The organism is Microbacterium testaceum (assembly GCF_001476655.1).
Lineage (GTDB): Bacteria > Actinomycetota > Actinomycetes > Actinomycetales > Microbacteriaceae > Microbacterium > Microbacterium testaceum_C.
In genome coordinates, this window is record NZ_LDRT01000056.1 from 1 (window position 1) to 18,688 (window position 18,688).

The 18,688-nt window shown below is 67.5% G+C and carries 14 protein-coding genes, 1 tRNA gene and 1 other RNA gene; 6 read left to right on the top strand and 10 right to left on the bottom strand.

Going from position 1 to position 18,688, the window contains the following annotated elements; genetic code table 11:
* The first annotated feature begins 59 nt into the window (after positions 1 to 59).
* A complete protein-coding gene (locus NS220_RS09220) occupies positions 60 to 2,927 on the top strand; it encodes a hypothetical protein (protein WP_058623784.1) in 2,868 nt (955 codons plus the stop codon).
* A gap of 108 nt (positions 2,928 to 3,035) precedes the next feature.
* Here the strand turns inward: NS220_RS09220 and NS220_RS09225 are convergent, their stop codons facing one another.
* Together NS220_RS09225 and aceE are read right to left on the bottom strand one after the other, a co-directional pair.
* Positions 3,036 to 4,289, bottom strand: a complete 1,254-nt coding sequence (locus NS220_RS09225; protein ID WP_058623811.1) for a PucR family transcriptional regulator — start codon at positions 4,287 to 4,289, stop codon at positions 3,036 to 3,038.
* A gap of 64 nt (positions 4,290 to 4,353) precedes the next feature.
* Positions 4,354 to 7,080: a pyruvate dehydrogenase (acetyl-transferring), homodimeric type gene (aceE, locus tag NS220_RS09230; RefSeq protein ID WP_058623785.1), complete on the bottom strand. Its 2,727-nt coding sequence runs from the start codon at positions 7,078 to 7,080 to the stop codon at positions 4,354 to 4,356.
* 259 nt (positions 7,081 to 7,339) lie between these two features.
* On the opposite strand from aceE, the gene NS220_RS09235 reads away from it, so the two are divergent.
* Positions 7,340 to 8,035, top strand: coding sequence for a DUF1345 domain-containing protein (locus NS220_RS09235; RefSeq protein WP_058623786.1), 696 nt, complete (start codon positions 7,340 to 7,342; stop codon positions 8,033 to 8,035).
* A gap of 157 nt (positions 8,036 to 8,192) precedes the next feature.
* On the opposite strand, the gene NS220_RS09240 is transcribed toward NS220_RS09235, so the two are convergent.
* Entirely contained in the window at positions 8,193 to 9,080 is an 888-nt protein-coding gene (locus tag NS220_RS09240; protein WP_153004232.1) for a hypothetical protein, read from the bottom strand.
* Between the two features lie 217 nt (positions 9,081 to 9,297).
* Between NS220_RS09240 and NS220_RS09245 the strand changes: the two genes are divergently transcribed.
* A complete protein-coding gene (locus NS220_RS09245) occupies positions 9,298 to 10,185 on the top strand; it encodes a DNA adenine methylase (RefSeq protein ID WP_058623788.1) in 888 nt (295 codons plus the stop codon).
* Here the strand turns inward: NS220_RS09245 and NS220_RS09250 are convergent.
* The 6 genes from NS220_RS09250 to NS220_RS09275 all read right to left on the bottom strand — a co-directional run bounded on the left by NS220_RS09250 (position 10,154) and on the right by NS220_RS09275 (position 15,232).
* Positions 10,154 to 11,779, bottom strand: coding sequence for a hypothetical protein (locus NS220_RS09250; protein WP_153004233.1), 1,626 nt, complete (start codon positions 11,777 to 11,779; stop codon positions 10,154 to 10,156). The genes NS220_RS09245 and NS220_RS09250 overlap by 32 nt on opposite strands.
* Positions 11,780 to 12,004: 225 nt before the next feature.
* Positions 12,005 to 12,080 (bottom strand) — tRNA-Val (locus tag NS220_RS09255).
* Positions 12,081 to 12,094: 14 nt separating this feature from the next.
* On the bottom strand, positions 12,095 to 13,372 hold the full coding sequence (locus NS220_RS09260) for a hypothetical protein (RefSeq protein ID WP_058623790.1): 1,278 nt from the start codon (positions 13,370 to 13,372) through the stop codon (positions 12,095 to 12,097).
* Positions 13,369 to 13,698 (bottom strand): hypothetical protein, encoded by a 330-nt coding sequence (locus NS220_RS09265; protein WP_058623791.1) that lies wholly within the window; start codon positions 13,696 to 13,698, stop codon positions 13,369 to 13,371. The genes NS220_RS09260 and NS220_RS09265 overlap by 4 nt, the downstream gene beginning before the upstream one ends.
* Positions 13,695 to 14,921: a WXG100 family type VII secretion target gene (locus NS220_RS09270; protein ID WP_153004234.1), complete on the bottom strand. Its 1,227-nt coding sequence runs from the start codon at positions 14,919 to 14,921 to the stop codon at positions 13,695 to 13,697. Before NS220_RS09270 ends, NS220_RS09265 begins: the two co-directional genes overlap by 4 nt.
* Complete coding sequence (locus tag NS220_RS09275) at positions 14,918 to 15,232, bottom strand: DUF6507 family protein (protein ID WP_058623793.1); 315 nt, start codon at positions 15,230 to 15,232, stop codon at positions 14,918 to 14,920. Before NS220_RS09275 ends, NS220_RS09270 begins: the two co-directional genes overlap by 4 nt.
* 88 nt (positions 15,233 to 15,320) lie before the next feature.
* On the opposite strand from NS220_RS09275, the gene NS220_RS09280 reads away from it, so the two are divergent.
* The 3 genes from NS220_RS09280 to rnpB all read left to right on the top strand — a co-directional run bounded on the left by NS220_RS09280 (position 15,321) and on the right by rnpB (position 18,185).
* Positions 15,321 to 16,049, top strand: a complete 729-nt coding sequence (locus tag NS220_RS09280) for a zinc ribbon domain-containing protein (protein WP_058623812.1) — start codon at positions 15,321 to 15,323, stop codon at positions 16,047 to 16,049.
* A gap of 60 nt (positions 16,050 to 16,109) precedes the next feature.
* Positions 16,110 to 17,771, top strand: a complete 1,662-nt coding sequence (locus NS220_RS09285; protein WP_242864578.1) for a bifunctional 3'-5' exonuclease/DNA polymerase — start codon at positions 16,110 to 16,112, stop codon at positions 17,769 to 17,771.
* Positions 17,772 to 17,805: 34 nt separating this feature from the next.
* Positions 17,806 to 18,185, top strand: an RNA gene (gene rnpB / locus NS220_RS20480) — RNase P RNA component class A.
* A 72-nt stretch (positions 18,186 to 18,257) separates the two neighbouring features.
* Here rnpB and NS220_RS09290 read toward each other — a convergent pair.
* Complete coding sequence (locus NS220_RS09290) at positions 18,258 to 18,653, bottom strand: DUF732 domain-containing protein (protein ID WP_058623795.1); 396 nt, start codon at positions 18,651 to 18,653, stop codon at positions 18,258 to 18,260.
* Positions 18,654 to 18,688: the final 35 nt, after the last annotated feature.

An 18,688-nucleotide genomic window follows, 5' to 3' on the forward strand; every position in this document is an offset into this window, starting at 1 on the left:
CGCCTGAGTCCCGAACCCCTCCGCGTCACATCAGCGACGGCCTCTCCCGTCGCACGATCATGTCCGGCGCCGCGTGGAGCATCCCGGTCATCGTCGCCTCGACGGCAGTTCCCGCACACGCCGCCGCCTCCGGACAAAAGGCCATCACGCTCGCGTTCAACCAGGCCACGTACACGGCAACGGGCTGCGCGAGCATCACCGGCGTCACCATCACGGCCACCGCAAGCAGCGTCCGCCAAGCCGGCATCTCGGTCTCGGTATCTCTCCCGCAGGGCTACAGCTACAGCAACGGTGCGACGACCTACTCGGGAGTCACCGACACCAACGGTGTCGTCACTCTCCCGAACATCGTCACCCCCGGTGCCGGAGGCCAGACAGTCTTCACCGCCATCGCCGCGAGCACCGCGACCAGTTCGTCGGCAAACACCAGCAGTCAGGTGCAGGTGACCCCGAACCGTGTCGCACGCGTCGCCACGAACTCCACCGTTGGATCCACGTACTCCGGCGTGCCGTCGGACGCCCTTCCGCAGGGAGGCGGGTACTTCCTCGCGCAGAACGGCGACCTCTACTACCAGAACTCGAAGATCGCGACCGGTGTCTCGAGCGTGAGCGTCTACGCTTCCCCGTCCGACATCTTCGCCAGCTACAACACCTCGTCCGGCGCGGGCGCACGCGCGTCTGGAACGACCATCGTGCAGACGTACTCGGGTGCCGCGGGCACCTCGGTGGGTGCCGACTACTTCCTCACATCTGACGGGGCGCTCACGTTCCGCGGCACCAGCCTGGCCACGAACGTTACTTCGGCGGCTGGGTCGTACCGTGATGGTCATTTCACCGTCGACTACATCGACGCGCAGAACGTGCGCCGGACGTTCTACGAGACCACCGCGCAGTCCGCCACCGTGACGTACCCCTCTCAGGGGTTTCGGCCTGTCACCCCTCTGGGCTCGCAGTACTTCCTCACATCGGGTGGCGATCTGTACTTCCAGAACACGAAGGTCGCCTCCGACGTCATCAGCGGCTTCACCTACTGCGGCTGGGACTGGTGGCAAGCCTGCGCTTTCAACGACACCTCCGGCAAGGGCTACATCGCGAACAACGGATCGATAGTGGCGAGCTTCGGCCCGGTTCCGACGAGTGCAATGGCGGTCGGAAGCTACTACTTCCTCACCCCGGGGGGCGATCTCTACTACAAAGGCACGCGTACGGCCACCGGCGTCGTGTCGGCCAGCGGAACGGAACGCGAGCGTGCCGATTACGTGGACTATGTCGACTCGAACGGCGTGGCCCGTTATCAGCAAGGCGGTGTCGACAAGGGGACCTTCTCCGTTCCCGCCGTGTCGTACGCCACCCCTCTGGGCGGGAGCTATTTCCTCATGGGAGACGGTGAACTCTGGTACCAGAACACGCGTATCTCCACGCAGGTGCGCAGCGCCTACACCTACGCGACGTGGGACGACTGGATCGCGGTGAGCTTCGTCGACGCGGCAGGAACCGGACGTCGAGCGCAGTGGAACTCCGTCGTCGATTCCTACACGGGTGTCCCGGCGGGCGCGACCTCGGTCGGAGCCGACTACTACCTGACCTCCGGTGGCGATCTCTACTACCGAGGGACGAAGGTGACGAGCAACGTCACCTCCGCTGTGGGATCGTGGCGGGACAACCACTTCACCGCCATGTACATGGATAACGCGGGGGTTCTCCGCTTCGTTCAAGAGACGACCATCAGCGCCTCGACCACGCAATTTCCGGTGGGGTCTGTCTCGTTGGGTGCCGGATATGTCCTCACGCCGTCCGGCGACTTCTATTCCGGGTCCACAAAGAAGCTCACCGGCATCGCGTCAGGCGTGGGCTGGATCAAGTCGACGTGGATGCCGCAGGCGAACGTCGTCGGCAAGGACGGCAAGGTCTATTACTTCGACATCGACACGGCCACCACACGAACGACCGCGTTCAGCAACCCTCAGGCGCTGGTGGGCGGGTTCGTCTTGTCCTCTGGTTCGCTCTATCTGGGCGACACGTTGGTGACGACGAACGTCCGCGCGGCGCAAGGTCAGCAAAAGGACGACGCGACGTCGTCGATCGTCTACACCGACGGATCCTTGACGTACTCGTCGAACGCGAACCTGGCCAGCGGCAAACTCACGGGCATCAATACTCGCCCTATCGCCGTCGGCGGGAGCTACTTCCTGACGCCGTCTGGAGATCTCTATTACAACGGCAAAAAGTTGGCTTCGGGGATCTGCTCGGCTGCGGGGTGGATCGCGTCCACATGGTCGCCTCAGGCCATCGCGCTCGCCCTCGACGGCAGTGTGCGGCGTATCGACATCGACAACGCGACAACCTTGACCGTGACGGCACCCGGCGGCACCATCACCCGCGGCGGATACGTCCTCACGACCGCCGGCGCGCTGTCACTCGGGAATACGGCAGTGACGACGGGCGTCGCAACTGCCCAGGGCACCCAGAAAGACGACTCCTATGCGTCGATCGTCTTCTCCGACGCCACCGTCAAGGGTGCGACGAATACGACACTCAGCGGCACGTACACGAATGTCGCCAACCGCCCCGTCGTCGTGGGGTGCGGATTCGCTCTGACCCCGACCGGGTCGTTGTACTTCGACTCCACGAATGTGCTCGACAACATCACGGATGCGGTGGGATGGGCCGCCGCCGGCAGCACACCCCGCGCTTCTGCCCTGGGCAAGGACGGCAAGATGCGACAAGTCACGTGGTCGAACAACGCGGCGAGCACGACAACGCTTTCAGCCGACTTCTCGGGTTCTCGCGCACTCGGCGGCGGCTACTCGTTGACGACCGCCGGCGCGCTCTACTACGGCGACACGCAAACGACGACCGGCGTGAGTCTCGCCCAGGGTGCGCAGCGTACCGACGGCGTGGCGTCCTTCGTCCAGATCGGTTGCTAAGGGCCGGGTGAGATGCACGAAGGCCCGTTGGTCGGAGAGATTCACCTCCGCTGACGGGCCTTCAGCATTCGCTCACAGCCCTGTAGAACCGGACTCGGATCACGAACGTCAGATGCGCGGAGCCCGTCGCGCCGCTGCTCCGCGCCGCCGCGTGGCATCCGTTCCGATCGACCCGAGGATCAACGCGGTCTGGAGGATGAGCGCTTCGCGGGGGCCCGTGGCATCCCATCCGATGACCTCGGACACCCGCTTCAAGCGGTAACGGACGGTGTTCGGGTGCACGTACAGCTCGCGCGCGGTGGCCTCGAGCGAACGACCGTTGTCGAGGTAGCTCCAGAGCGTTGCGACGAGGTCGGTGCTGTGCGCCTGGAGAGGGCGGTACACGCGGTCCACGAGTGTCTGCTTGGCCACCGCGTCGCCGGCGAGGGCACGCTCGGGGAGAAGATCGTCTGCTTCGACCGGGCGCGGAGCGTTGCGCCACGCACGAGCGACGGCGAAGCCCGCGAGGGCCGCGCGGGCACTCTGCCCGGCGTCGACGAGAGCGGCGACCGGGGGGCCGAGCACGAGGTGGCCCGAGCCGAAGCCGGGCTCGAGACGCTTGGCGATCTCGGTGAAGGGGAGCTCGGTCCTGTCGTCACCCCCGCGGGAGGGCAACTCGGCCCGCCCGAGCACGAGAACGAGACGCGAACCCTGGACACCGATCAGGACGTCCACGCCGAGCTTGCGGGCCGTGCGGCGTACCTGATCGACGTCGAACTGCGGGGGCGTCGTGCCCACGAGGACGGCGACCTCACCGTGACCGTGCCAGCCCAGGGCGGCGATGCGGCTGGGAAGCTCTTCGTCGGCCTCGCCCGTGAGGATCGAATCGACGACGAGCGCCTCGAGGCGCGCGTCCCAGAGCCCTCGGGCTTCGGCCGCACGCGCGTAGACATCCGCCGCGGCGAAGGCCACCTCGCGCGAGTAGAGGAGCATGGCCTCGCGCACGCTCTTGCTGCGCCCGGCGACCCGCTCCTCCATCACCTCGACGGTGACGCGCACGAGCTGCAGTGTCTGCGTGAGGCTCACACTGCGGAGGAGTTCCCGGGGAGCCGCCGCGAAGATGTCCGACGCGATCGCCGGCGTCTGAGCGGGGTCCTCGACCCACTGCGTGAACGACGTGATGCCGGCCTGGGCGACGAGACCGACGGCCGAGCGCCGGGCGGGCGGCATCCCGGCGTACCAGGGAAGGGTCTCTTCGAGACGCTGGATCGTCGCCGTCGCGAGGTCGCCCGAGATGCGACGCAGCCAGACGAGGGTCTCTTCCTTGTCACGGGCAGCGCGGTCGCGATCCGCGGCCGTAGCCCCCGGCGACTCCGGCGGAATGCGGTCGGGACCGGCCCCACCCGGAAGGGGGGAGTCGGTCCCGACCGTGGGTTCACTCACGTGATCAGGCCTCGCCACCCGCGTTGCCGCTGGTGCCGGCGTTGACGTCGTGCAGGCGGTACTTCTCGATCGCCTGACCGACGACCGCGCGGTCGACCTTGCCCTCTTCCGCCAGCGCTTGCAGGGCGCGGACCGCGAGCGAGGGGCCGTCGATCTTGAAGAAGCGACGAGCCGCGGCACGGGTGTCGGAGAAGCCGAAGCCGTCGGCGCCGAGCGTCCAGTAGTTCTGCGGGACCCACTGACGGATCTGGTCCTGGACCGCGTGCATCCAGTCGCTGACGGCGACCACGGGGCCGTCGGCTTCCTTCAGCTTGTCGGTGAGGTAGGCCACGCGGGGCTCTTCCTCGGGGTGGAGGAAGTTGTGCTCGTCGGCGGCGAGACCGTCGCGACGCAACTCGGACCACGAGGTGACCGACCAGACGTCGGCGACGACACCCCAGTCGTCCTTGAGCAGACGCTGGGCCTCGAAGGCCCACGGCACACCGACGCCCGAGGCGAGCAGCTGCGTGCGGGGGCCGTCGCCCTCGCCCGACGAGATGTGGTGGATGCCGCGAACGATGCCGTCGACGTCGACCCCCTCGGGCTCGGCCGGCTGCACGTACGGCTCGTTGTATACCGTCATGTAGTACATGACGTTGGGGTCGGGGTGGTTGCCGCCGTACATGCGCTCGATACCCGAACGGACGATGTGCGAGATCTCGTAGCCGTAGGCCGGGTCGTACGACACGGTCGCCGGGTTCGTCGAGGCGAGAAGCTGCGAGTGACCGTCCGCGTGCTGCAGACCTTCGCCCGTCAGCGTCGTGCGGCCGGCGGTCGCGCCGATGATGAAACCGCGCGCCATCTGGTCGCCCGCGGCCCACTGGGCGTCGCCCGTGCGCTGGAAGCCGAACATCGAGTAGAAGACGTAGACCGGGATCAGCGGCTCGCCGTGGGTCGAGTACGCCGTACCCGCCGCGGTGAACGCCGCGAGGGCGCCCGCCTCGTTGATGCCGACGTGGATGATCTGGCCCTGCGGGCTCTCCTTGTACGCCAGCAGCAGCTCGCGGTCGACGGAGGTGTAGTGCTGGCCCTTGGGGTTGTAGATCTTCGCCGTCGGGAAGTACGCGTCCATACCGAACGTGCGTGCCTCGTCGGGGATGATCGGCACGATGCGGTGACCGAAGTCCTTCACGCGCAGCAGGTCCTTGAGCAGACGCACGAACGCCATCGTGGTGGCGATCTCCTGCGTGCCCGAGCCCTTCTTGGGCAGCGCGTAGGCGGCGTCGCCCGGCAGCTCGAGGCCGACGTGCGTGGTACGACGCTCGGGCAGGAATCCGCCGAGCGAGCGACGACGCTCGAGCATGTACTTGATCGTCTCGTCCTGCTCACCGGGGTTGTAGTACGGCGGCTGGTACGGGTTCTCGTCGAGCTGCGCGTCGGTGACGGGGATGTCCATCGCGTCGCGGAACGCCTTGAGGTCGTCGAGCGTCAGCTTCTTCATCTGGTGGGTCGCGTTGCGGCCCTCGAAGTGCGGACCGAGGCCGTAGCCCTTGATCGTCTTCGCCAGGATGACGGTGGGCTGGCCCTTGTGCTCCTTGGCCGCCTTGAACGCTGCGAACACCTTGCGGTAGTCGTGTCCACCGCGCTTGAGGCCCCAGACCTGCTCGTCGGTGTAGTCCTTCACGAGCTCGAGGGCGCGGGGGTCGCGACCGAAGAAGTTCTCGCGGACGTAGGCGCCGTTCTCGGCCTTGTACGTCTGGTAGTCGCCGTCGGGCGTCGTGTTCATGAGGTTGAGCAGCGCGCCCTCGGTGTCGCGGGCGAGCAGGTCGTCCCACTCGCGGCCCCAGACGACCTTGATGACGTTCCAGCCGGCGCCGCGGAAGAAGCTCTCGAGCTCCTGGATGATCTTGCCGTTGCCGCGGACGGGACCGTCAAGACGCTGGAGGTTGCAGTTCACGATGAACGTCAGGTTGTCGAGGCCCTCGTTCGCCGCGACCTGCAGCTGACCGCGGCTCTCGACCTCGTCCATCTCGCCGTCACCGAGATACGCCCAGACGTGCGAGTCGGAGACATCCTTGATGCCGCGGTTCGAGAGGTACTTGTTCGACATCGCCTGGTAGATGGCGTTGATGGGACCGAGACCCATCGAGACCGTCGGGAACTGCCAGAACTCCGGCATGAGACGGGGGTGGGGGTAGGACGGGATGCCATTCGGCGCCTGCGACTTCTCCTGGCGGAAACCGTCGAGCTGCGCCTCGGTGAGACGCCCCTCGAGGTAGGCGCGGGCGTAGGCGCCGGGGGAGGCGTGGCCCTGGATGAAGATCTGGTCGCCGCCGGACGGATCGTCGAGACCGCGGAAGAAGTGGTTGAACCCGACCTCGTACAGCGCGGCCGAAGAGGCATAGGTCGAGATGTGCCCACCGACGCCGATGCCGGGACGCTGCGCGCGGTGCACGGTGACCGCGGCGTTCCAGCGGATCCACTTGCGGTAGCGGCGCTCGAGCTCTTCGTCACCGGGGAACTCGGGCTCGTTCTTCTGCGAGATGGTGTTGATGTAGTCGGTGGTGGGAACCATCGGCACGTTGAGGTGCAGTTCCTTCGAGCCCTTGAGAAGGCTCAGCATGATCTCGCGAGCGCGGGCCGGCCCCTTGGCCTGGACGAGCTGTCGCAGGGATTCCTGCCACTCCCCGGTCTCTTCGGGGTCGCTGTCCTGCGGCCCTTGCGAATACGGATCCTGGTCGTGAACAGTCACGGAAGACCTTTCGTCGTCTGGCAGGTCATGCCAGAGAATCGCCATACGAGTGCGGCAACCCTTGTTCGCTCCGCACAATCAACCAGCGTCCAGCCTAGCGAGTCGCAGCGTCAACGGATGCGCGCTCGACGGACACCTCTTCCGCGACCTCGAGACGCTTCGCCGTCGAACGATCGCGACCGGCAGGGAAGCGGATCACCGGATGCCACGCCCCGGCGCTTCACCGCGGGCGCATCGGATGCGGGTCTAGCCTGAGCGCGTGACCTCCAGCTCATCCGCGGGCTTCCGGACCCGCCCCGAGCATCGCTGGCCGGTGCTGATCGCTCTCGGTGTCGGCACCGGGCTCTACGCGGTCCTTCCCAGCGACGCGTCGGGCATCCTCCGCTACGTCGTCGTGATCGCCGGCGTCCTGTGCGCGATCCCCATGGTGGTGACCAACCCCGCGCGATTGACCCGGGAGACGCGCGTCGGACGCGGTTTCGCCCTGGCGTTCACCGTCGTGCTCCTCGCCGCGAACCAGGTCGCCTTCTTCCTCCTCGTCCACCAGCTGCTCCAGGGTGAGGGGAGCGGCGCGCAAACCCTGCTGGGCGCGGCGCAGGTGTGGGCGATCAACGTCATCGGTTACGCCGTCGTCTACTGGGAGATGGATCGGGGCGGTCCGATCGCCCGCCGCCGCGATGCCCGCGACGAGCTGCCGCCCGCCGACTTCCAGTTCCCGCAGGACTCCGACCGCGACGCGGTGAGCGAGGTCGCCCGCCGCTCCTCCGACGTCGAGGACTGGGCGCCCGGGTACGTCGACTACCTGTACTTCTCGGCATCCAACGCGATGGCCTTCAGCCCCACCGACGTCATGCCGCTGAGCACCCGCGCGAAGATGTTCATGATGGTGCAGGCGATCTCGGGGTTCGTGCTGCTCGCGCTGGTGATCGCGCGGAGCGTGAACATTCTGAGTTGACGGTGGTGGGCCCTGCCGGGATCGAACCGACGACATCCACAATGTGAATCTGACTGAGAACGGGCGAGAGTCAATTTCGCGCGTTTCACAACCTTCGGAGGTTGCACGGTCCGGCCCTGATTTCATCCCACGGGGACGTGTGAGCAGGCCCGAAAGCTCAGATGAACTCGATGTCTTCCAGCATGAGAGAGTGCAGATCGGCCCGGGCCGAACTCAAGTCGACGGCGCGATCGGCAAGCGTTATCAAGTAGGTGTCCAGCGACCAGGCGGTGAGCTTTCCGTACCGCGCCGAGTAGAAGCCCACACGATCAATTTTGTAAGTGTTGGAGTAGTCCAGCAACGCGTACGCGAGGAGTTGGTAGACCTGATCGGGAGTGATGGTGTCTGTACGTACACCGGCCTTGGTCTTAGTGCCTAGCTGGGTCTTTACATCCACGAGCAGCCCGTTCGCGATCAGATCAGCCTCCGCCGCGATCCGCTGACCATCCCCCAGTTTGGATAGGTCAAAGAGCGGTCCCAGCGCGTAGGGTGCGTCCAGCGCCGGGATTAGCTCGCGGTCAGCAAGTTCGAGGAGTGCGGTCAACTCCGCGACAACATCAGCGGGAGATTTCTCCATGAGCAAGGATGCGGAGAACTGACCGGATCGAACGAGACTCGGGATGTACGGCGCGAACGCCGCCCCGGCACGGTAGGCCGCTACACACTGTGCCAGACCCCACGCAGCACGAGCACGCCGCGAGGAATCCGACGGGTCGGCGGCGACTGCACTCAGCTCCCTAATTTCGTCGTGGTACTCGACGTTCAGGGGGAACAGCAGCAACGCGGCGTCGGGCACGTCGGCGGGGTCGAGGCGAAGCCGGATCAATAGATCCACTGCGGTCCCTACTATGCCCGCAGACGCGCTCGTACCGTCCACCTTGAGTGGACCCGCCTGAGCCTTGTACTCGGCTTGTAGGGGCTTGATGTTGGGGAACTGGGCGCGCACGTACTGGAAGATCGACGCGTCCGAATTTTTCAGGTCGCGCGTGAGGATGCCTGTCGTCATGTACACGGGTCGAACCGTACCGACCGGCAGCGACATCGGGGGGCAACGCCGCACGTGTCGCGGCGCCGGGCGCGCCGTATCTCGCAGTTTCGGCGAAACGGACGAGTAACAGCGACGGAGCACGGCAGGCGGTACAGGCCACCTACCCCATTTACAGTGAGTTAGCGGATGCGCGCGCGCATCGCATCCACGTCAGCAAGCGAGGGGACACCGAGGCGTGCCAACTACCCTTTCGATCCCGGCCACGCGCCGATACGGTACCCACTCGCCGCTTCGTTACCCCGGCGGCAAGGCAGCCCTCGCCGGGCTCTTTGCGGACCTGATCGCTGAGCTGGGCCTTGAGAAAGCAAGGTACGTAGAGCCGTACGCGGGCGGGGCCGGCGCAGGTGTCGCGCTGCTGCGTGAGGGCTTAGTTCAGGAACTCGTGGTGAATGACCTCGATCCGGCCGTACACTCCTTCTGGCGCAGCGTCGTTGGCGCGAACGCAGAGTTCCTATTGATGCTAGAGAAGACTCCGATCACGGTCGAAGAGTGGCGACGGCAGCGAGAGATTTATAGGAACGCCGACACGAGCGACCCGCTTCGACTTGGTTTTGCGTTCTTCTATTTAAATCGGACTAACCGATCCGGGGTCCTGACAGGTGGCGTGATTGGTGGGCTGGACCAGACCGGCAACTACAAGATTGATGCTCGATTCAATCGTGAAACCCTGCGAGAGAGAATAGCCGCCCTAGGTAACTTGGCGGATCAAATCACGGTACGGGACGACGACGGGCGCACAGTCATCTTGGACTACGCCGCGGACGGCAACGCCTTCTTGTACATCGACCCGCCCTACGTACGGGCTGGGTCGCAGTTGTACCTCAACGCGTTCGATGCGAGAGACCACACGAATCTCGCCTCCGTAGTCGCTGACGCTGGCGGCAACTGGGTCATGACGTACGATGAGTCACCACTCATCGAAGAGTTGTACTCAGACTTCTTCCTCTGCAGGTACGAACTGAACTACTCTGCGCGGCACCCCGGACGCGCCCATGAGCTCATGATTGCGTCCCCAACGGTTGAGGATGCCCTCACGAAGGTGACGGCCGCTCGATCAGCATGAAGCGAACCAAGGGGAATACCACCCGCCAGGCCTGATGCACTTGCTCGCCGGTCACATCGGTGTTGACACTGTGCGACACCAGATTGAACCATCGCCCCGACCCGGGGACGGTGCTCGCGTCGTTCTTGACTCGGTTCAAGGTCGCGATGGCGTGCGACAACTGTCCGTTGGACTTGTATTCGCTTGTAACTCGCACCATCACTTGGCTCAGCATCCCGGTTACCTCGATGCCGTTCCCCAGACCGAAGTGCTCCTTGATCGATGCCTCGATCAAAGAACGTATGAGCATTGTTGCCGCAGCCGGGAAGTCTTTGACGTTGATCTGTCGAAGCTCCCTCCAGCGATGTTGAAGGGTAACCGGGAGTGCGCGCTCATCCACGCCGGTCATATTGAGATGTACCAGAGTGCCGGGGCGTGAGGGGCCGCGCCCTCGACGACCCGCCAACTCGTCCTCAAGTTCGAACCCGTCTTCTTCGGGGTCGGGCGTCGCATCGTTGGATTGCAGCGATCCTGAGTCATCCGCCGCGTCTTCGTCCTTGGTCTGGATGTCTCCGTTCTCACCGCCAGAATCCCCTTCAAGATGGTCGCCTGACGACAGTTCGAGCGCGGACGCCTCAACCTGCGCATCCTCCGTCACGTCTTCATCGGACCGCATTCCGTCGCCGTCGGCAAGGAACAACGCCTCCTCGGTACGCTGGGGAGAATTGCCCCCGCTCGGAGCTTCGCTCTCCGCGTCGGGCATTCCGCGCATTTCGCGCAGGAGCTTTTCATACTCCGCAGTACCAGCCTTCAATCCACGTCGGGTATTCACTTCGTTGGTCATGAAACCGGTTAATAGTCGTTCAAGCGCTCCAAGTTCATCCTGAGTGGAGGCCCACTGCACAACTCGCGCTTGGTCGTCAAATCTCAAACCGATGAGTCCCTGAATGGTCGAATTGCGGTAGGCGTACTCGAAGGCTGACATCGTCAGCTTCGGTCCCGCAACGTAGTCCGTGAGTTCCGCAGATGAGTAATGCGTGGTGCGTAGGCGTTGACGAACTCGGCCCATACGCACGACGCGTGGCACGTCCTTGATAGCTGGGAGGGCGGCGCGTAACTGATCCAGAGTGGTGGAGCCGGTCAGTTGAGCGATGACGAACTTCGCCTGTTCGTCAAGACTCCAGGGCTTCTTCGATTGGCCGATGTGAAGTCGGGCCAGGATCGGGGCGGCGGTTGTTCGGTCTGGGAGCACCATCGCCCGAATGCGGCGGGGCAGGTTCTCCGCCTCTATGGCATATCGCTTTCGGAGTCGTTCAATCTCGTCTTGATGCGCTGGGGCAAGCGCGGGCGTCAGTAGCGCGAGGAGTGCCGAGACGCGTCGGTTTCCCTCCAGCAGGATGAACCGGTCGTCTTCCTTGACAACCAAGGGCAACTCGTTGTCCACGTACTGATCGCGCAGGATCAGGGTCGCAACTTCCTTCACGTCGGCCTCTGCCCACAGGTAGTTCATGGCAGCAGTTTCGGTCGGCTGATCGTTCGCGAACCGATAGTTGCTTACGTCCAGATGTAGATCGGCAACCTCGACAGGTTCAATCGGATACTCAACGTATGCCATGCGTGCCCTTTCCCGCGGCTCACTAGCAGTCTGGCAGTTGTAGACCCGACACATAGCCATCCACGACGGCTCTTTACGGAACGATGTTCGATATTTGGGGCGACTCGAAACTCGGCGAGGCCGCAGGCGAAGGCTCTACCTTGGGCAGCGGAGAGATGGACGCGAGGGCCGAAGGAGCAGAACTGAGCTAGACACTCTAGATTCCCGGAGTTCCGGGGTGTGCGGTGGTGGGCCCTGCCGGGATCGAACCGACGACATCCACGGTGTAAACGTGGCGCTCTACCAGCTGAGCTAAAGGCCCGGGATGCCTCGAGTCTAGCGGCCGAGGGACAGCGCGCAGACGTCGACGAGGAACGCGTACACCGCGACGCTCGGATCGGCGATGAGTTCGTGCGCTCCGCCGGCCGGGGGAGTCACGCGCTTCCAGCCGCGGCCCGGGATGATCACGTCGTAGCGCTCCACCCCGGATCCCTGGACGAGCACGTCGGTCCACGGGCCGGTGTCGGCGTGTACGGCGTCCTCGAGGGCGGCGGTCGTCACGGCCGGCGCGCCGGGGTCGTCGATCGGCCAGAACGGGGACAGCCCGATCCACGCGGCGACGAACGTCGGCAGGTGCTCGGGGACGATGAGGGCGTGGTGTCGACGTTCAGGGTCGGCCGTCGCCGTGCCCGCGTGCAGCTCGGCGATCGACGGGTCGTGCGAGACCACGATGCCGCGCGGGCCCGCGAAGGCGACCAGCACCGCGGCGACCCCGCCGCGCCGAGCGCGGACCACGAGCACCGGGCGTGGAGAGCCGAGCGCGGAGGCGACGGCGGTGCCGGCGGGCGTGAGCCTCGACGCGTCGTCGATGAAGCCGGCTTCGGCGAGCTCGGCAGCGGCATCCGTCCCGCGCACCCGCCGGGGGAGCGACGCGGATCCCCCGCGGATGCGCGCAGCGCCTGCGCGGAGCTCCGTCAGCGCCGCCGCGGAGACGACGGGAGCGGTCGTGGTCAAGGCCGGGGGAGCGAAGGCCGTGAGGTCCTCGAGCGGGAAGCCGACGCGTCTCGAGGCATCGGCGTCGACCGGCGCGGCGCCCACGGCGCGAGCGGCGGCCTCGACCTCGGCAGGGTCGGCGGTGAGTCGCAGCTGCGCGGCGATCCACGAGAACACCGGCCTCATCATGCCGAGCTGCGCGGGCGTCGCGCTCGCGGAGAGGTGCACGTGATGCGTGCCCGTGGCCCAGACCGTCTTGGTCACGACGACGTCCGTCATCTCCACCGGGTACACGAACGTGATGTGTCGCGCGCGGGCGAGGGTGGCATCCGGGTCCTCGTCCCACAGATCGACGCCCAGCACACGGGCGCCGGGGTGCTGCCGGCCCGCGGCGAGGAGCGCAGCCGCGGAGGCATCCGTCAGGGGTGCCGTGCTCTCGACCGCCGTGAGCACGAGGTTCGGCTGGAAGCCGGGCTGCTCCTCCCGCAGGGTCAGCACGAGCTCGGCACCGTCGTACTCCGAGGCGACGAAGCTGTCGGGGTAGAGCACGCTCGCGTGGGTCGTGGACGCTTCGCGCACCTCGGGTGCGGGCGTCCGCTCGTCGGTGGTGGAGAACTTCACGCCTGTCCGCCCTTCGTCGACGCCTCGCCCCGCCAGGCGCGGTACCACCGCGGCAGAAGGAAGCGCGGCATCCAGAACACGCCCATGATGGCCACGAGCAGCAGAAGGGCTGCGACAACGATGAGGGCGGCGAACGCCGCCGGCGAGTACGGGTTGACGAGGAGGCCGACCGCCGCCGTCAGGAACGCCGCACCGAGCCACAGCCAGGCGAATCCGATCGTGCTGCCGAAGCCGCGGCGAACGCGCATCCAGCCCTTCCAGCGGCCGGAATAGGCGACAGCGCCGAGGACGAGGAAGACGACGCCGAGGAGCAGGCCCGCGGTCACAGCAGGTTTCCCTGCGCCTGCGGCTCGACCCCGATCGGGCCGGGTGCCATGATCTCGACGTTCTCCTGGCGGATGTCGTCCATCACGTCTTGAGCGATCTCCTGACCGCCCCACCCGCCCAGGACACCGCCGATCACCCCACCGATGACGCCGCCGATCACCGTACCCGGCCCGGGGAAGATCGACCCGATGCTCGCGCCGAGCAGGGCGCCGCCCCACGCGCCTCCCGCTCCACCGGCGACGGAGGAGCTGCCGATGACGAGCGTGTCGACCGCGGCCTCTTCCTGACGCTGGTCCTCGGACCATTCCGGATGCCGGGTGAGGGTGTCGTTGTAGCTCTCGCCGTAGACGCTCCAGTAGGTCAGCCCCGCACCGAGAAGCCCCAGCCCCTTGCCCACGCGTCCCGCCCAGGCCGGCGGCGTGCCGACCGAGTCGGGGGCGAACTGCGGTTGGCCGTTCCATCCCGGCAGACCCGAGATCCGCGGGGGAGCGTCCGGAAGGAGGTTGCTCTCGAGCATCCACGCCCCCGAGGGCCGCTGGACCCAGACCTGCCCGTCGATGAGGCTGCGCCGCCAGGTCGGGTTGATCTGCCCGGCCGTGAGCGTGATCTCATCGGGGAGAAGGGCTCCGGGGCCGGGGACCATCAGCGTGCCGCGGTAGCGCGTGAGCAGCTCGGCGGCCAGACCCTGCACCCCCGATCCGGCGTTTCCGTTGACGATCTCGAGGCCGTCGTTCAGGGCCCAGGATGCCGAGGTCCGCAGCGCCCGGAGAGCTCGCGCGCATTCCTGGTCGGCGGCGGTCACGTCGGTCTCGAAGAGCGCCCGCGTGCGGCCGACCTCGAAGGACGTCGGCGCGTCCGGATCACGGTCGGCCGTCGGGAGCGCGGACTGTTCGTCGACGGTCTGAAGGTCGGCGAGCAGGGCGGCGCGGCGTGTCTCGAGGGAGGCGAGCGTGTCGGCGTAGGTCCGCAGGGCCGAGACGGCCGACGACAACGCGGAGGTAAGTTCGTCGGCGGCGAGCGGCAGGGGCGCCATCGCGGCGTAGGCCGTCTGGGCTTCGGGCGCCTCGTAGACCGCGCTGAGCCCGCTCCAGGTCGTCGTGATGTCGGTGACGGCGTCGTCGAGTCCGCCGAGCACGCCGGCGAGCGTGTCCGCCGCCGCCGACACCGCGGTCGAGCGGGGGACGGCGACAAGGGTCGCGGTCGACAGCGTGGGCGTGCTCACGGTTCCCATCCGTTCAGCGTGGACTGCGTCTGCGCGGCCATGTCGTAGTCGGCGTGGTCGTACAGCGCGATGACGCTCTCCGTGGTCTCGGTGACCGTGCTGACGTGCCGCCGCATCCCGGCGAGGCGGATGAGGAACGGGTCCGCGGCGACCTCGGCGAGGGCCGCGGACGTCTCGCCCTCTCCCACGGCTGTCTGAGCCGTATCGAAGGCGTTCGCGGTCGCGGTCACGACGTCGTCGATCGCCTGGGCGTGTTCGTCGGCGGTGCGGCAGACGGCGCGCGCCTGCGCGGGGTCGATGCTCCATGTCACGGTGATGGCATCCCTTCATCCGGGGGTCCGTGTGTTCCAGGCTACCGAGGGCGCGGCGGTGTCCGACCCGCGCGGTAGCGTGGACTTCGTGAACGCCGACCCCGCCGACCAGCGCAAACTGCTCGATCTCGCCGACCTCGATGCCCGGATCCGGCACGACGTACGCGTCGCCGGCAACCCGCCGCAGGCGGCGGAGGTGCGCGATCTGATCGCTCAGCGTGCCGCGCTGACGCAGGAGCTGTCGAGCCGGGCCAACGCCCGCGACGACCTCACCGCCGAGATCGCCCGCCTCGAATCCGACGTCAAGGTCGTCGACGCCCGTATCGCACGCGACACCGAGCGCCTCTCGGCGTCTTCGAACCCCAAGCAGGCGCAGGGCTTCGAGAGCGAGCTCACCGCCCTCGCCCGCCGCAAGAGCGACCTCGAAGACCTCGAGATCGCGCTGATGGAACGCCTCGAGAGCGCCGATGCCGCCGTCGCCGAGCAAGAGGCCCTGATCGCCGAGACCAACGCCCGCGGGGCCGAGCTCAGTGCCGAGGCCAAGCGCGTCGTCGCCGAGGCCACCGAGCGCCTCGAGGGCGCGCGTCGCGACCGCGAGGCCGTCGCCGGTTCCGTCCCTGCAGATCTCGTCGCCCTCTACGAGCGCCTGGCCGCGCGCGGGAACGGCGCGGGCCTGCTGCGCGGGGGTGCGTGCGAAGCCTGCCGCATGGTGCTGCCGCCGAGCGACCTCGCGAACGTCCGCCGCGCGCAGACCGACGAGGTCGTGTTCTGTCCCGAGTGCGGGGCGATCCTCGTGCGCACCGAGGAATCGCGGTGAATCGCGCTGGCGTCCGCGGCGTCTGACGCGGTCCTCGTCGCCCGCACGCCCACCGGAGACGTGGTCCTGATCGATCTGGATGCCACGGGCACCGCGACCACGACCGTCACCATTGCGCTGTCCGACGCCCCCGAGACGATTCGCGCGCGCGAGGCCGCGGGCGGCGTCCGGTGGATCTGGAACGACACCCGGGCCTGGTACGCCGGTCTGCTGTCCGCGGGGGTGCGCGTGGCGCGCGCCTGGGATCTCCGGCTCGTCCATGCTCTCCTGCGCGACGCCGCCGCGGTGATCGACGACCACGGTCTGCGGGCCGCGCGCGCGTGGGACGCCGCCCTGCCCGACACTCTCGTCGTCGACACGCTCTTCGACCTCGCAGAAGCGGCATCCGGTCCGCCCGACACAGCCGAGGCCGCGCTCGAGGAGTACCGCCGTCAGCGTGATGTCATCGACGGCTCGGCGACGCCGGCGGCCCTTCGCCTGCTCGCGGCCGCCGAATCGGCGGGGGCGCTGATCGCCGAGGAACTGCACGCGGCCGGATTACCGTGGAGCGTCGACGCGCACGGCGCGCTGCTCGAGCGCGAGCTGGGGGAGCGCCGGGGCCAGGCCCTCCCCGCCCGGATCGAAGAGGCCGCGGCGCGCGTGCGCGCGGCGCTCGGCGATCCCGCCGCGTCCCTGGACTCGCAGCCGCGCCTGCTGAGGTCGTTGCACCGCGCCGGCCTGTTCGTGGAATCCACGAGCAGGTGGGAGCTCGCCGAGCACGATCACCCGGTGGTCGCGCCCCTGGTGGCCTACAAGAAGCTCATGCGTCTGTACACCGCAAACGGCTGGTCGTGGATGTCGGAGTGGGTGCGCGACGGACGCTTCCGGCCGGTGTACGTGCCCGCCGGGGTCGTCACCGGCCGCTGGGCGTCGTCGGGCGGGGGAGCGCTTCAGATTCCCCGGCAGCTGCGCGTCGCCGTCCGCGCCGATCCGGGCTGGACGCTCCTCACCGCCGACGTGGCGCAGCTCGAACCGCGTGTGCTCGCCGCCATGTCCCGCGACACCGCTCTCGCCGACGCCGCCCGGGGCCGCGATCTCTACTCGGGCGTCGTCGAGGCCGGCGCGGTCGCCACGCGCGCGGAGGCCAAGATCGCGATGCTCGGTGCGATGTACGGCGCCACCACGGGAGAGAGCGGGCGCCTCCTCCCGCGCCTGCGACGCACGTTCCCCCGGGCGATGGCGCTCGTCGACCACGCCGCGCGCGTGGGCGAAGACGGCGGGGTCGTCTCGACCTGGCTCGGCCGCACCTCACCCGGCCCCGGTGAGGCGTGGCGAGCGGTGCAGTCCCGCGCCGGCGACGCCGAGGCATCCGGAATCGACGAGACCCGGGCCCGGCGCTCCGCGCGCGACCGCGGACGCTTCACGCGCAACTTCGTCGTCCAGGGCACGGCCGCCGAATGGGCACTGGCGTGGCTCGCCGACCTGCGCGGGCGCTTGGCGGCTCTCGAGCCGGTGGATGCCGCGGACGCGGCGCCGCGATCCGGACCGGTGTTCGGACGGCGGCCGCACCTGGCGTTCTACCTGCACGACGAGATCATCGTGCACACGCCGTCGGTGCACGCGGAGGCCGTCGCCACCGCGGTCCGGGAGTCCGCCGCGGCCGCGGGGACGCTGCTGTTCGGATCGTTCCCGCTCGACTTCCCGTTGGATCTGCGGATCGGCGACACCGCGGAGAAGGGGTGAGCCTCGCCCCGCCCGGTAGACTCGATACTGCGAATGGGTCGGCTGGACGGTCGCGTCACGGGTTCGCCCGTGCCGAGGAACGTCCGGGCTCCACAGGGCAGGACGGTGGGTAACGCCCACCCGGAGCAATCCGCGAGACAGTGCCACAGAGAGCAGACCGCCCGCGCTTCACCGCGTGGGTAAGGGTGAAAGGGTGGTGTAAGAGACCACCGGGGTCGTGGTGACACGACCCGCGAGGTAAACCTCGTCCGGAGCAAGGCCAGACAGGGGATGACGACGCGGCTCGCCGAGTCCCCGGGTAGGCCGCTGGAGCGGCACGGCAACGTGTCGCCGAGAGAGATGACCGTCCACGGAGACGTCCCGCTCGTCGGGACATCTCCCGGACAGAACCCGGCGTACAGGCCGGCCCATTCGCTTCACGTCACTCGACAAAGAGATCTCGCGCCGCGGGGCCGGACCTGCACGCCGGTCCGTCGGCTGCGCCGGTCAGCCGCAGAGGGTCGCCTGCGCCGCCTGAGCGACGATGGTCCCGTCGCCCGCCTGAGCCGTGATGCCCGCCGGAACCACGAGGATCACCTGGTCCGCGGGCGTTCCGGCCTCGAGCTGATCGCACGTGCTCTCGCCGAGCGAGATCAGCTGCTCGTCCGTCGCCTTTCCGAGATCGGCGAGCTTGCTGCGCACCTCGGTGAGGTAGGCGGCATCCTCGGTCGAGGCGGGCGCCTCGGTCTCTTCCGGCTCGACGACCACGGAGGTGTCGCCGGACGAGAACGTACCGGACTGCCCGGGGGTGACGGTGATGTTCTCCTCGGTCGTTTCACTGCTGCATCCGGCGAGGAGGACAGCGGCGGTGGCGAGGACGAGGACGGCGGGGAGACGTTTCATGGCTTCACCCTAGGGAGCCGATATCGCGCCCGTCG

What these genes read in the sequence shown, in the direction of transcription:
- NS220_RS09220 (WP_058623784.1), top strand. Translation starts at nt 60, where the DNA reads ATGTCCGGCGCCGCGTGGAGCATCCCGGTCATCGTCGCCTCGACGGCA.
- NS220_RS09240 (WP_153004232.1), bottom strand. Translation starts at nt 9,080, where the DNA reads ATGACGACAGGCATCCTCACGCGCGACCTGAAAAATTCGGACGCGTCG.
- NS220_RS09250 (WP_153004233.1), bottom strand. Translation starts at nt 11,779, where the DNA reads ATGGCATACGTTGAGTATCCGATTGAACCTGTCGAGGTTGCCGATCTA.
- NS220_RS09290 (WP_058623795.1), bottom strand. Translation starts at nt 18,653, where the DNA reads ATGAAACGTCTCCCCGCCGTCCTCGTCCTCGCCACCGCCGCTGTCCTC.